Origin of the sequence: Rhizobium sp. RAF56 (genome assembly GCF_052113965.1) — a bacterium.
GTDB lineage: Bacteria > Pseudomonadota > Alphaproteobacteria > Rhizobiales > Rhizobiaceae > Rhizobium.
The window spans coordinates 35,645-49,059 of the sequence record NZ_JBFRDU010000026.1 but is presented as its reverse complement, the minus strand read 5'-3'; the positions used below and the strand labels follow the sequence as shown (position 1 = coordinate 49,059).

Here is a 13,415-nt window from a genome sequence, read left to right as displayed (position 1 = left end):
TGCACATGCGGGCAGCGTCTCTGGCGGCGCCCGTTCCCTCTGTTTTTCTGGCAGACTAGAAAGGTTTACTGTCACTCACAAGAGAAAAAAACTAAGCTTCCCAAAGCCTTTTTGTCTTTCATTGGAAATCGAAAACGCTGAGACCCGTTGCCATTTCGTCGAGGCCGAGCGGCTTGGTCACCGGCGGCTCGGCGCGAGAGAGACAGCCGCGCCGCTCGCAGAGACGACAGGCGGCGCCGATGGCGATCAACGGCTGCCCCGCAGGTGCAAGCGCCTGCCCGTAAACGATGTCCTCGCGCTGGCTGAGATCGCAGCCGATCAAGAGGGCGGTGCGCCGCACGCGCTCGCCAAACCCCACCTGCGGCCCCTCGATCGTGCGGGAAATGGTCATGAAGGCGGTTTTATCCGGCATTTCCACCGCATCGACGAGGATCTGGCCCGGCTGCGCGAAAGCGGCGTGCACGCCGAGCTTTGGACAGCCGCCGCCGAAGCGTGCCTGCGGAAACCCTTGGGCACCCGCCTTGCGGAGCCTGTTTCCGGCGATGTCGATCTCCATCAGAAAAAAGGGCACTCCCGTCGCGCCGGGGCGCTGCAGCGTCGTCAAGCGGCTCGCGGCCTGCTCGTATGACGTACCGAAGCGGGATCGCAGGCCATCGACGTCGTAGCGCAGCCGCTGCGCGGCGGCGAGAAACGCCGCGTAGGGCATCATCACCGAAAGGGCGGCATAGCGGGCAAGCTCGAAACGGGCGATGCGCTTGCCTTCCGGTGTCGATAGCGAGAGCGCTTCCAGTTCCGCGAGTATCTCGCCGCGAAGTGCCAGCTGTGCTGCTTCCGTTGCGATCTCCTGCAACTGATCGAAGGGAGACAATCGCTCCGACAGGAAGAGCCGCGTCGTGTGCCGGTCGTAGCGCCGGCGCAGATTGGGCATGGCGTGCACCGGCAAGGTGCGGACGAAAACGCCGTGCTCGCTCTTAAGCCAATTCTTCAAGGCACCCGCCAGATCGTCGCCGGGAGCGAGGCGCGCATGGAAAGCTTCGGCCGCATCCTCGATGGCGGCAAAGAAATTCGGCCGCCTCTCAAGCCGGTCGCGGACTTCGTCGAGCGGCATGCGCGCACCGGTCAGCGCCGGCGCATGGCCTTCCTGTGACAGAAGCTCCGCCAGATCGGAAAGCCGCGCCGCCTGCTCTCGGTAGGCGCGGTAAAGCCGGATCATGCCGTTGGCGGCATTGGGCGCCGCCTCCGCCACTTCCATCAGTTCCTGTTCACCGGGGATTTCGCCCGCGAGCAGCGGATCGGAAAAGACCTCCCGCAGCTGGCTGGCGCTGCCGCCGCTTTCGCCCTGCAATTCGTCGAGATCGACCTTGTAGACCGACGACAGCTTCAAGAGCAGCTGCACGGTCAGCGGACGCTGGTTGCGCTCGATCAGATTGAGATACGACGGCGAGATCTCCAGCGCTTGCGCCATCGCGGTCTGCGTCAGCTTGAGACTGTTGCGGATGCGGCGCAGGCGCGCACCTGCAAAGATCTTCCGCTCGGTCATTTGTCATTCCTTTTACAAATCGCGCAACGTTATGATTATTACAATCTTAACAACTTTACCGACCTGATCTGTCAAAGGCAAGACATCATTACCCTTTTCCAAAGCCTGAAAACGCATAACTTCTGGCAATTGCTGCGCATGCACAGTAAATCTAGTCACACAACAGCCATCGAGATCTTGGCTGTCGCAGACATCACGGGAGATGATAATGACTGATTTTTACAACCTTGTTTCGTCCGCGCCGAAGGGCCGTTACGACGGCATCGAGCGTCCTTACACGGCAGAGGACGTCAAGCGCCTGCGCGGCTCGGTTCAGATCCGTCATACGCTCGCCGAAATGGGTGCCAATCGCCTCTGGAAGCTCATCCATGAGGAGGACTTCGTCAACGCGCTCGGCGCACTTTCCGGCAACCAGGCCATGCAGATGGTCCGCGCCGGCCTGAAGGCAATCTACCTCTCCGGCTGGCAGGTTGCCGCCGATGCCAACACGGCTTCCGCCATGTATCCGGACCAGTCGCTCTACCCGGCCAATGCCGCGCCCGAGCTTGCCAAGCGCATCAACCGCACGCTGCAGCGCGCCGACCAGATCGAAACGCAGGAGGGCAAGGGCCTTTCCGTCGACACCTGGTTCGCCCCGATCGTCGCCGACGCGGAAGCCGGGTTCGGCGGACCGCTCAACGCCTTCGAAATCATGAAGGCGTTCATCGAGGCGGGGGCTGCCGGCGTCCACTACGAGGATCAGCTGGCTTCGGAGAAGAAGTGCGGCCACCTCGGCGGCAAGGTCCTGATCCCGACGGCGGCGCACATCCGCAACCTGACCGCGGCGCGTCTTGCCGCAGACGTCATGGGCACACCGACCCTGATCATCGCTCGTACCGACGCCGAAGCCGCAAAGCTGCTGACCTCTGATATCGACGAGCGCGACCAGCCTTTCGTCGATCACGACGCCGGTCGCACGGCCGAAGGCTTCTACCAGGTGAGAAACGGCATCGAGCCCTGCATTGCCCGCGCCATCGCCTACGCGCCCTACTGCGACCTGATCTGGATGGAGACCTCCAAGCCCGATCTCGAGCAGGCCCGCAGGTTCGCGGAAGCCGTGCACAAGGCCCATCCGGGCAAGAAGCTCGCCTACAACTGCTCACCGTCGTTCAACTGGAAGAAGAACCTCGACGATGCGACCATCGCCAAGTATCAGCGCGAACTCGGCGCCATGGGCTACAAGTTCCAGTTCATCACGCTTGCCGGCTTCCACCAGCTGAACTACGGCATGTTCGAACTCGCCCGCGGCTACAAGGACCGCCAGATGGCGGCCTATTCCGAGCTGCAGCAGGCCGAATTCGCCGCCGAAGTGAACGGCTACACCGCGACCAAGCATCAGCGCGAAGTCGGCACCGGCTATTTCGACGCCGTGTCGCTGGCCATCTCCGGGGGCCAGTCGTCGACCACCGCCATGAAGGAATCGACCGAGACCGAGCAGTTCCGGCCGGCTGCGGAATAACGCTCACCGAATTGCTAGAGATCACAGAGGAGAACGACCCATGCCATCCGTCGCACGCGTCAAGGAACGAGCAGAAGAACAGTCTTCCACGATGAACGCCGACCAGCAGGCAGCCATCCGCATGCTGGCCAACGAGTTGCACCGCCTCAACCAGACGGTCATGAACGCCGTCGATGCGGGTGTCTCGGTCGAGCTGGTGCGCTCGGCGCGCCACCACGGCGGCAACGGCAACTGGGGCGACCTCCTGATCCCGGTCATCGTTACCAACGGCAGCGCAACGGCCTGAAGAGGCCGGCGTAACACCGATGAAAATCAAACCGCGCCGGCAACGGCGCGGCTTTAATCGTCCCGGCGTTCAATAGGTCGGACGCCTGCCCGCGATCAGATCGGCGTGGCTTTTCAGCAGGCGGGTCATGCGGTCGATGACGGTGCGGATCTCGCGGCGGTGCCGGTCCTCGTTGTTCATGACGATCCATTGCGAATGACGCAGTTCCGCGATTTCGCCGCCGCTTCGCTCCAGCCTCGGCTCCAGGTCGCCAACGAAGCAGGGCAGCACCGCGACCCCTGCCCCAGCCAGAGTGAGATCCCGCAGCGACCGTGGCCGATTGACCGTGATCGCGACAGCCGCCGCCTTTTCGTGCGGCCAGCGCAAATATGCCGAGACCGCCTCCTCCTCGCTGACAGCGATGAAGCGCTCGGGTCCGGAAAAGGGCACGTTTCGCGCACGATAGGCCGCATAGGCGACGTCGCCGGCCTTGATCGCCGCCAAGTTCGGCTCCTCCGGCTCGAAAGCCCTGAGAGCGATATCGCTTTGGCGATGCGCAAGGCTCGCGCGGCGCTCGGCAAGACGAAGATCCAGACGGAAATCGTCCCGTTCCGAGCAGATCGCCGGCATGTTGCGGCTGATCAGCCAGCCGACCCAGGTGCCGACGGCGACGCGCACGATCGCCGTTCCCGTTGCCTTGCGCTGCCAGGCGTCGACCTTGCGCGCTGCCGCTTCCATTTCGAGCAACTGATCGAAGAGTGTTTGCCCGTCCCCGGTCAGGCGGTAACCGGTCTGGCTGCGCAGGAATAGCGGCCGGCCTACCGCATGCTCGAGGTCGAGCATCCGTCGGCCGATGGTGGCGGGGCTGAGCCCGCTTGCGGCCGCACCCGTCAATCCACCGCCGCGGGCGACCGCGAGAAACAGCTGATAGGAATCCCAGTTCGCATTTTTCATGGCTGAAAAGCATAGCCGAGTTTCGAGCGTTTATAAATCAATTCTTGGCGCCTAATTAGACAGGAGGTGTCAAGCAGAAAGAGAGGACGCCATGATCGACGGTTTCGTGATCGCCAAGTGCATCGAGCTGCAAAACGAGGCCGCGCGCGAGCGTTGGCGCCGCAATGAGGACGATTTCTACCGCGACCTGGGCATCGGCCAAGCGCCGAGGATCGCGACCGTTTGGCGGCGCTTTTGGTCCAGTCTTCGGGAGGTCCCGCAACGGCAAAGCGGGCCGGCCAGTCCTGGCCGATCCGCTCGTGGTCTCCATGCTAAATCAAGCTGCCGGACGGCTGCCGGGAAACCGGAGCCGTCGCTCTTTTGATCACGCCGCGCGGCGGCGACCCGTTGCACTGCCGCTGTCGATCTTGAACTGCTGCACCAGCGCCAGCAAGGTGTCGGTTTCGCCGGCCAGTTCGCGGCTTGCCGCCGTCGTCTCTTCCACCATCGCCGCGTTCTTCTGCGTCATCTGGTCCATCTGGTTCACCGAGGCGTTCACCCCCTGCAGCGCGCTTGCCTGATCCTGGCTGGCGCGCGCGATCGTCTCGACGTGATGGCTGATCGCGACGATCTGCTCGCTGATCTTGGTCAGCACCGTGCCTGTCTCCTGCACAAACTCGGCGCCGGCGGTGACCTCCTGCGTCGATTTGTTGATGAGGCCCTTGATCTCTCGCGCGGCCTCGGCTGAACGCTGCGCAAGTTCGCGCACTTCCATGGCGACGACCGCGAAGCCCTTGCCTGCATCGCCGGCGCGCGCTGCCTCGATCCCCGCGTTGAGAGCAAGGAGATTGGTCTGGAAGGCGATCTCGTCGATGACGCCGATGATCTGCCCGATCTGGCTCGAGGCTTCCTCGATGCGGGTCATGGCGTTGATCGCGTTATTGACGACGGCCGCGGAAGCGTCGGCGCTGCGCTTGGCTTCGCGTACGACCGCGTCCGCATCCTTGGCGCGCTCGGCGGACGAGCGGACGGTGACGGTGATCTCGTCGACCGCAGCCGCGGTTTCCTCGAGCGACGCCGCCTGCTGTTCCGTGCGCTTGGAGAGATCCTCGGCGGACGCCGCCATCTGGTTGCCGTTCGACTGGATCATTTCGACATTGGTGCGGACCTGGCTGATCGTCTGCTGCAGACGCACCATGGAATTGTTGAAGTCCTGCCGGAGCTGCTCGAGGCGGCCGATGAACGGCGTTTCGAGCGTGAAGGAGATATCGCCCTGCGACAGGCGTTCCAGGCCGCCGGCAAGGGTGGTAACGGCAAATTCGATCTGCCGGTCGAGTTCGCGCTTTTCGGCGTCGTTGCGCTGGCGCTCGTGTTCGGCGGCGGTGCGCTCCTCCTCGCTTCTCTCCTCGATGCGGATCTTGGAGAGCGCGTTCTCCTTGAAGATGCCGAGCGCGCGGGCGATGTCGCCGATTTCGTCGTTACGCTGTTCGCCGGAAATCGCGGTCTCGAGGCGGCCGTCGGCGATGCGGCGCATCGCGGCCGTGATCTGGCCGATCGGGCGCTGCAACGTCAACACGAGGGCGATACCGCCGGCAATCGACAGGATGATGCCGAGAACGGTGGCGAGAACCGAAATGGAGTTGGCCTGATCTCGCTCGACGCCGGCGTTCTGTTTTTGGGTCTGCGCGAAGGCCGTCAGCTGACCCCAGATCTCGTCGAGCTGTTGGCGGGCGGCGGCGTATTCGACCACACGCTCGCTGATCGCCTCGGCGAGCTTGCCGCTGTCGGCGTTCATGGAGGTAATGGCAGGGCGGACTATCTTGCCGATGTCGTCGACAAAGGCCATTCCCTTGGCGCTCTGGACGAGAGTATCCAGGTCGCCGCCAAGCTTTGCGATCTCCTGGCGCAGGCGGCCGAGATTTTCCTTGTCGCTATTGGCGAGGAACTCGCCGAGCACCAACTGCAGCGAGTAGACGGCGCCCTGCAGCCGCCGCGTGTCTTCGAGGATCGCGTTCGTCTGAACGACGCGGCTGTCCAGCTGCACGAAGGTGGTGGTCGCCTGCCGCATCATCTGCGTGGCGGTGAGCTGCGTGTAGGTCGACATCTGGCGGAAGCGCGACAGCAGACGGCTGATGCTCGCCACCGTATCGTCGGTCGGCGCCTCGGCGCTGCCGAGAAGGGTCGTCAGGTCGTTGATCGTGCTTTCCAGCGACTGGACCATGCTCTTCTGGTTCTGCGGGATGGCAAGCTCTATGGAACGCTGCGCCTTTGCGATGTCGGGAAGCCGGCCCTTCACGGCGGCCACCTTGTCGGCGGGCGTTTGCGCCTTGCCGAAGTCTTCGGCAACGCTTGCCAGGCTGTCGCCGCCCTTCAGCAGCCGATCGGCGGAGCGCAACGTCGAGGTTGCGTTCGCCTCATCGGTCCGCATCGAGTCCTGCAGTTCCTTGCTGTTGCGATCGACGCTGAAGCGGGCGTTGATCAGCGCGCGCTGCGCCTCGTCGAGCGATTTGCGCAGCGCGACTTCCTGCTCGTGCAGCTTCCAGAAGCTGTTGACGACATCCGAGATATTGGTGGTTCGGCTTGCCGCGTCGGCAAGCTCCGCATGGCCGTCGGCGCCTTCGCCGACCTGCCGAAGGGTCGCCCCCAGCACGTTGACCTGCGCCGTGACGTCGGCGACGAGCTTGTCGCGGCGCGTCTCGGTAGCGTCGCGCAGGAAATCCTCCATCGAGGAATAGAGGTTCTTGAAGCCCGTCAATGACTGCAGAACGCTATTGGAAATCTCCATGCGCCCCTGCAGGAGGCCGGATGCATAGAGCCCCGTCAGCCCGACGGCCGAAATGCTGATGACGAAAGGCAAGACGAAAATCAAAACCTTCGTCTTGATCTTGAACCGGGACAGTATCTTGTCGATGAACATGCAAAGCCTCTCATACCTACCCGCGCCGCCGCTTCGATACCGGGCGAGTGTATAGCCGTCGTTTTTTGGGGGCGTTCAGGCAGGGGCTCCGAGGGATCGGAGAGCAATCATTGCTTCGGCTCTAATCGATTTAGAGCCCCCTAAATTTTCCGGCCATTTTTGAGAGGGATGTCTTAATATTCGGATAAGAATGAGCGCTTGCTGTTTCAAGCCGCAGGCGAGCCACGCAGTGCGCAAGCAACGCAGCCGAGTGCGGGATTGATCGTCAGATCGAGCGGGCGGCGAGATAGGCGAGGCAGGCGGTAGCCCCGACTGCGATCATGGCAAACCTGAGCACCGCGAACTTTGCAGCGGACTGTGTCTGGGCGATTGCGATGGCGCGTGCGCGCCGCGGCGTCCTGTTCATGAGCATGTCATCCCATTTCGACACTGGAACGATAACCGCCGAAACGGCACAACCGCAACTCCTATCTTCGAAATGGCGGCCGGTATTGTGCATGATCGCCGAGCGCGCTTAAGAAGTCCTGAATGCGCAGTGCCGCGCAGCGCTTCCTCGCACGCAACTAGGACCTAGACCACTTCGCCCGCGACATGCCCGGACGCCCAGGCCCATTGGAAATTATAGCCGCCGAGCCAACCGGTCACATCGACGCATTCGCCAATGAAATAGAGCCCGGGCACCGCTTTCGCCTGCATGGTTTTCGAATCGAGACAGTTGGTATCGATCCCGCCGAGCGTCACTTCCGCCGTGCGGTAGCCCTCGGATCCCGAGGGCTTGACGTGCCATTGCTGGACGGCGGCGGCGAGCTGCTGCAGGCGTTTGTCGGACTGGTCGGCGAGGTTGCCCGAAACGCCTTCCTCCTCGACGACATGTTGGGCCAGCCGCTTCGGCAGGATCTCAGCGAGCGCGGTCTGCACGGCGATCCGGCCATTCGCCTGCCGCGCTGCCTTCAGCCGGGCGAAGATATCGATGTCCGGCTCAACCGAAATGACGATCTCTTCGCCTTCCCGCCAATAGGAGGAGATCTGCAGGATCGCGGGGCCGCTTAAGCCCCGGTGAGTGACGAGGAGCGCCTCGCGGAAGGCCGCTCCGTTGCTGCGGATTTCCGCCGGCGCCGAAATGCCCGAGAGCGGGGCCAGGCGCTGCAGGTACATCGGGTCCAGTGTCAGTGGCACGAGGCCGGGCCGGGTCTCGACGACCGGCAGGCCGAATTGCTCCGCCACACGGTAGGCAAAGCCCGTTGCCCCCATCTTCGGGATCGACTTGCCGCCCGTCGCGACAACAAGCGAAGAGCTTTCGAAGTCGCCCTCGTTCGTCCGCAGCCGGAAGCCGCCGCCGACACGCGGATCGACCGTTTCGACCGCGGTGCGAAGGCGCATTTCGACGCCCGCGTCCTTCATCTCCCCCGTCAGCATGTGGATGATGGCGCGGGCACTCTCGTCGCAGAAAAGCTGGCCGAGCGTCTTTTCATGCCAGGCGATGCCGTGGCGCTCCACCATCGCGATGAAGTCCTTCGGCGTGAAGCGCGCAAGCGCTGACCTCGCGAAATGCGGATTGGCGGAAAGGAAATTCTTCGGGCCTGCATGAATGTTCGTGAAGTTGCAGCGTCCGCCGCCGGAAATGCGGATTTTCTCGCCGGGGGCGGCTGCGTGATCGAGGATGAGAACACGGCGGCCGCGCTGGCCGGCACGTATGGCACACATCATGCCCGCTGCGCCCGCGCCGAGGATGATGACGTCGTATCTATCGTTCAACGCATGGTCCTTCCATCGCAGCACTTCTCTCAGTGGCGTGTTCCGCCGCCGTTCAAGCAGTCCGACTTGTGGCGAAAATTTGGCAGGCCTCCCCTCGCCAATTGCCAAACAGCCGTTATGATGCCTGCACGATCCACGCAATTACGGTGTTTTATGCCTGCCAGAAAGCCCCCGTTGAAAGCAGCCAAGCCAATATCCAAACTCGCAGCCGTCCCCCCAAGCCTTCGATCGGCCCGCGGCGTCTCCAGTTGGAAAGAAGCGGCACAGTGGCTCAGAGCGCGGGGCATCGAAGACATAGAATGCATTACGCCGGACCTTGCCGGCGTGCCGCGCGGCAAGATGATGCCGAGTTCGAAGTTCACCTCGAACACGTCGCTTGCCCTTCCCTCGGCACTTTACCGCCACACGATCTCCGGCGAATATCCCGACGAGACCGAAAGCTTTCGCTACGAGCCGCGCGACAGCGACCTTAAACTGGTGCCGGATCTGTCGACGCTCTCGGTCGTGCCATGGGAAACCGACCCGACCGCGCAGGTGATTTGCGATATCGTCAATTCCGACGGCGGGGAAGTGCCCTATACGCCGCGCAATGTTCTCAAGCATGTGATGGAGCTCTATCGCGCGCGTGGCTGGAAGGCGATCGTAGCACCCGAAATCGAATTCTATCTCGTCGCCAAGAACGACGACCCCGACTATCCGCTGCATCCGCCGAAGGGACGCTCCGGCCGTTCGATCCTTGGGGGCCAGAGCTATTCCATCGCCGGCATCAACGAATTCGACGAACTGATCGACGACATCTACCATTTCTCGGAAAAGCAGGGGCTCGAGATCGACACCCTGATCCATGAGGACGGTCCCGCCCAGCTTGAGATCAACCTGCGCCATGGCGATCCGATCGAGCTTGCCGACCAGGTTTTTCTCTTCAAGCGAACGATTCGCGAAGCCGCCATGAAGCACGGCATCTACGCGACCTTCATGGCTAAGCCGATGCAGGGCCAGCCGGGATCGGCGATGCACATTCACCAGTCCGTCGTAAACGAAGCGACGGGAAAGAATGTCTTTTCCAATCCCGACGGTTCGCCCTCGCGTGAATTCTTCTATTTCATCGGCGGCCTGCAGAAATACGTGCCAAGCGCGCTGTCGATGCTGGCACCCTACGTCAATTCATACCGCCGGTTGACGCCGGACATGTCGGCCCCCGTCAACAATGCCTGGGGCTACGACAACCGCACGACTGCCTTCCGCGTGCCGGTTTCCGATCCGCAGGCGCGGCGCGTCGAAAACCGGCTGCCCAGTTCCGACGCCAACCCCTATCTGGCGCTGGCCGGATCGCTCGCCTGCGGCCTGCTCGGCATCATGAAGGAGATCGAGCCGACGGCGCCGACCGAGGATTCCGCGAACGAAGGTTCGATCGACCTTCCGCGCGGCCTGCTGGAAGCGGTGGCTCTCATGGAAGAGGAACCCGCCTTCGAAGGGGTGTTCGGCAAGGAATTCATCGGCCTTTATGCCGGCGTGAAGCGCGGCGAATTCGAGACGTTCATGCAGGTCATCAGCCCCTGGGAGCGGGAATTCCTTCTGCTCAACGTGTAAGGGAGCGAAACCCATGAGCGTTGAGCCCACGTGGCAGAGCCCGATCGCCCCCGGCGTTTCGTGGTACCAGGCAACCGCCGGCGAAAGGCCGACCTATCCGTCGCTCGACGGATCACGGCACGCCGACGTCGCCATCATCGGCGGCGGCTATACCGGCCTGCAGGCCGCCTATAATCTCGCTGTCGCCGGCGTCGATGTCGTTCTGATCGATGCCAATCGCTTCGGCGACGGCGCATCGGGACGCAACGGCGGCCAGCTCGGCACCGGCCAGCGCTCATGGCCCGAGGAGCTCGAAGAACGCCTCGGTTACGAGCGCTCGAAAGCGCTCTTCGATCTCGCCGAAGCCGCCAAGCATCACCTGCTGCAATTTGCCGAGGCGCATCAGATCAGCATCGACTACATGCCGGGGCAAATGAACGTCGCCCACAAGGCGAGCTATCGGCGCGACTATGCCGAGAACGCCCGGATCTCCGCCGAGCGCTACGGCTATGCGCACCTCCATTTCATGGATACCGCCGAAACGCAGGAACGGCTGGGCTCGAAACGATACAGCTGCGGCGTGCGCGACACCGGCACGGGCCATATTCATCCGATGAAGCTATTGATCGGCCTTGCGCGCGCCGCCCATCAGGCGGGTGCCGCGCTCTTCGAGATGACCAAGGCCAAGGGCCTCAAGAGCGTTGGCGGCAAGACGGTGATCGAAACCGGCAGCGGCGACATCACCGCCGACCGGGTGCTGATCGCGTGCAACGGCTATATCGGCGATCTCGAACCGGTGACGGCGAGCCACGTCATGCCGATCCGTTCCTTCATCGGCGCCACCGTGCCTCTCGACCGCCACCCGCGGGTATTGCCGGGCAGCGAGGCGGTGGCCGACTCACGTTTTGTCGTGCGCTATTTCCGCAAGTCGAAGGACGGGCGGCTGCTGTTCGGCGGGCGCGAAGCCTATACCGCCGACAACCCGCTCGACATCAGCGATCACATTCGTCGCCAGATCACCGAGATCTACCCCGAGCTTGCCGACATTCCGATCGAATACGCCTGGGGCGGCTCCGTCGGCATCACCATGCCGCGCCAGCCATTCGTGCGCGACGTCATGCCGGGGGTGACCGCGATCGGCGGTTATTCGGGCCATGGCGTGATGCTGTCGAATTATTGCGGGAAGCTCTATGCCGAAGCCGTTTTAGGACGTTCTTCCGATCTCGATCTTTTCCGCGCGCTCAATATTCCGCCGTTCCCTGGGGGGCGCCTCATGCGATCGCCGCTGCTCTTCCTGGCGCTGACCTGGTTTGCGCTTCGCGACCGCTTCTGACCAGAATGTGCATTTCCACGTGCGGCATTTCGCTCTAAAAAGCAGGGCACCCGCAATGCGCGCTGGCCTTTTTAAATCGATTAGATTAAAAGGGCCGTAACATCGTCCGATCGAGAGACAGCTTATGAGCAGCCAAATTATTCCCGTTGAGCCCTTTGACTATGTCGTATTTGGCGGCAGCGGCGACCTTGCCGAACGCAAGCTTTTGCCCGCCCTCTACCATCGTCAGATCGAAGGCCAATTCACCGAACCGACGCGCATTATCGGCGCGTCGCGAAGCGCTCTGTCCCACGAGGAATACCGCAATTTTGCGCGCGATGCGCTGCGCGAGCATCTGAAGCAGGGCGAGTTTGACGAAGCGCAGGTCGAGACGTTCTGCAAGCGTCTCTTCTACGTGCCGGTCGATGCGCGGTCCGATCAGGGCTGGGAAGAGCTGAAGAAGCTTCTCGACGACGGCAAGGAGCGCGTCCGCGCCTTCTACCTGGCCGTCGCGCCGTCGATCTTCGGCAGCATTTCGGAGAAGATCCGCGACCATAAGCTGATCACCAAGTCGACGCGCATCGTGGTTGAAAAGCCCATCGGCCGCGATCTCGCCTCTGCGCTCGAACTCAACGACACGATCGGCAAGGTCTTCAAGGAAGAGCAGATCTTCCGCATCGACCACTATCTCGGCAAGGAGACGGTGCAGAACCTGATGGCGCTGCGTTTCGCCAACGCGCTCTACGAGCCGCTGTGGAACGCCACGCATATCGACCACGTGCAGATCACGGTGGCGGAATCGGTCGGGCTCGAAGGCCGCGCCGGTTACTACGACACCGCCGGTGCGCTACGCGACATGGTGCAGAACCACATCATGCAGCTCGTCTGCCTCGTGGCGATGGAAATCCCCTCCTCCATGGAATCGGAGGCCGTGCGCGACGAAAAGCTGAAGGTCCTGCGGGCCCTGAAACGGATTACCGCGACAAACGTCGAACAGGCGACCGTTCGCGGACAATACCGCGCCGGCGCGTCGGCCGGCGGACCGGTAAAGGGCTACCTCGACGAGCTCGAAGGCGGTGTCTCCAATACCGAGACGTTCGTTGCCATCAAGGCCGAGATCAACAACTGGCGCTGGGCTGGCGTGCCTTTCTACATTCGCACCGGCAAGCGCCTTGCCGGTCGCATGTCGGAAATCGTCATCACCTTCAAGCCTATTCCGCACGCGATTTTCGACCAGGCAGCCGGGCGCATCAACCAGAACCAGCTGATCATCCGCCTGCAGCCCGATGAAGGCGTCAAGCAGTCGCTGATGATTAAGGACCCGGGTCCGGGCGGCATGCGCCTGCGCAACGTCTCACTCGACATGAGCTTCGCCTCGGCCTTCAACGTTCGCAATCCCGACGCTTATGAGCGCCTGCTGATGGATGTCATCCGCTCCAACCAGACGCTGTTCATGCGCCGCGACGAAGTGGAAGCGGCGTGGCGCTGGATCGACCCGATCCTTAAGGGTTGGGAGGCAACCGGCCAGGTCGCGCAGGGTTACACCGCCGGCACTTGGGGCCCGAGCCAGGCGATCGCGCTGATCGAGCGCGACGGCCGCACGTGGCATGACGAGATCTAGGACGG

11 protein-coding genes are annotated in these 13,415 nt (G+C 62.7%); 6 read left to right on the top strand and 5 right to left on the bottom strand.

Going from position 1 to position 13,415, the window contains the following annotated elements:
- Positions 1–118: 118 nt before the first annotated feature.
- On the bottom strand, positions 119–1,540 hold the full coding sequence (locus tag AB4048_RS20620) for a helix-turn-helix domain-containing protein (RefSeq protein WP_442203855.1): 1,422 nt from the start codon (positions 1,538–1,540) through the stop codon (positions 119–121).
- Positions 1,541–1,748: 208 nt separating this feature from the next.
- Between AB4048_RS20620 and aceA the strand changes: the two genes are divergently transcribed.
- Positions 1,749–3,038: an isocitrate lyase gene (gene aceA, locus AB4048_RS20615; RefSeq protein WP_442203854.1), complete on the top strand. Its 1,290-nt coding sequence runs from the start codon at positions 1,749–1,751 to the stop codon at positions 3,036–3,038.
- 40 nt (positions 3,039–3,078) lie between these two features.
- The gene (locus AB4048_RS20610) at positions 3,079–3,324 is read left to right on the top strand and encodes an SMc00767 family acetate metabolism repressor (protein WP_442203853.1); all 246 of its coding nucleotides are present in this window, start codon (positions 3,079–3,081) and stop codon (positions 3,322–3,324) included.
- 69 nt (positions 3,325–3,393) lie between these two features.
- On the opposite strand, the gene AB4048_RS20605 is transcribed toward AB4048_RS20610, so the two are convergent.
- Positions 3,394–4,257, bottom strand: coding sequence for a LysR family transcriptional regulator (locus tag AB4048_RS20605; protein ID WP_442203852.1), 864 nt, complete (start codon positions 4,255–4,257; stop codon positions 3,394–3,396).
- Positions 4,258–4,348: 91 nt separating this feature from the next.
- On the opposite strand from AB4048_RS20605, the gene AB4048_RS20600 reads away from it, so the two are divergent.
- Complete coding sequence (locus AB4048_RS20600; RefSeq protein WP_442203851.1) at positions 4,349–4,621, top strand: hypothetical protein; 273 nt, start codon at positions 4,349–4,351, stop codon at positions 4,619–4,621.
- Here AB4048_RS20600 and AB4048_RS20595 read toward each other — a convergent pair whose 3' ends face one another.
- The 3 genes from AB4048_RS20595 to AB4048_RS20585 all read right to left on the bottom strand — a co-directional run bounded on the left by AB4048_RS20595 (position 4,622) and on the right by AB4048_RS20585 (position 8,860).
- A complete protein-coding gene (locus AB4048_RS20595) occupies positions 4,622–7,153 on the bottom strand; it encodes a methyl-accepting chemotaxis protein (RefSeq protein ID WP_442203850.1) in 2,532 nt (843 codons plus the stop codon).
- 265 nt (positions 7,154–7,418) lie between these two features.
- Entirely contained in the window at positions 7,419–7,559 is a 141-nt protein-coding gene (locus tag AB4048_RS20590; protein WP_442203849.1) for a hypothetical protein, read from the bottom strand.
- A 164-nt stretch (positions 7,560–7,723) separates the two neighbouring features.
- Positions 7,724–8,860, bottom strand: coding sequence for an NAD(P)/FAD-dependent oxidoreductase (locus AB4048_RS20585; RefSeq protein WP_442203868.1), 1,137 nt, complete (start codon positions 8,858–8,860; stop codon positions 7,724–7,726).
- A 201-nt stretch (positions 8,861–9,061) separates the two neighbouring features.
- Between AB4048_RS20585 and AB4048_RS20580 the strand changes: the two genes are divergently transcribed.
- The 3 genes from AB4048_RS20580 (at position 9,062) to zwf (ending at position 13,410) form a co-directional block, all read left to right on the top strand.
- Positions 9,062–10,498: a glutamine synthetase family protein gene (locus tag AB4048_RS20580; RefSeq protein WP_442203848.1), complete on the top strand. Its 1,437-nt coding sequence runs from the start codon at positions 9,062–9,064 to the stop codon at positions 10,496–10,498.
- Between the two features lie 13 nt (positions 10,499–10,511).
- A complete protein-coding gene (locus AB4048_RS20575) occupies positions 10,512–11,810 on the top strand; it encodes an NAD(P)/FAD-dependent oxidoreductase (protein ID WP_442203847.1) in 1,299 nt (432 codons plus the stop codon).
- A 124-nt stretch (positions 11,811–11,934) separates the two neighbouring features.
- Positions 11,935–13,410: a glucose-6-phosphate dehydrogenase gene (gene zwf, locus AB4048_RS20570; protein WP_442203846.1), complete on the top strand. Its 1,476-nt coding sequence runs from the start codon at positions 11,935–11,937 to the stop codon at positions 13,408–13,410.
- Positions 13,411–13,415 lie beyond the last annotated feature (5 nt).